The sequence below is a fragment of the Alkalihalophilus lindianensis genome, assembly GCF_032843265.1.
GTDB lineage: Bacteria > Bacillota > Bacilli > Bacillales > Bacillaceae_D > Alkalihalophilus > Alkalihalophilus lindianensis.
In genome coordinates, this window is sequence record NZ_JAWJBA010000704.1 from 1 (window position 1) to 252 (window position 252).

General features: G+C 33.7%; 1 pseudogene. It reads left to right on the top strand.

The features are described 5' to 3' along the window. Window positions 1–147, top strand: a pseudogene (locus RYX56_RS23990) (L-dopachrome tautomerase-related protein); the annotation flags it as partial. Window positions 148–252: the final 105 nt, after the last annotated feature.

Here is a 252-nt window from a genome sequence, read left to right on the forward strand (position 1 = left end):
TTTTCGATTGGTACAGATCAATACTTATATTTCATTGTAAACCAATTACATCGGCAGGCAAGATTTCATTATGGAAAAGACCTAAGACAAAAGCCTTATAGTTTACTGCGTTTGAAAATCGGTGAATTACCTGCTCCTGCCTTTTAAATAATAAAAATAATCGAATATTTCTATACATTATAAAGTATTTCCTTGTTGGGACTAGAGCAAAAATGCGAATTTTGAAGTTGCCTGCTTTCTGCCTTCATGGGC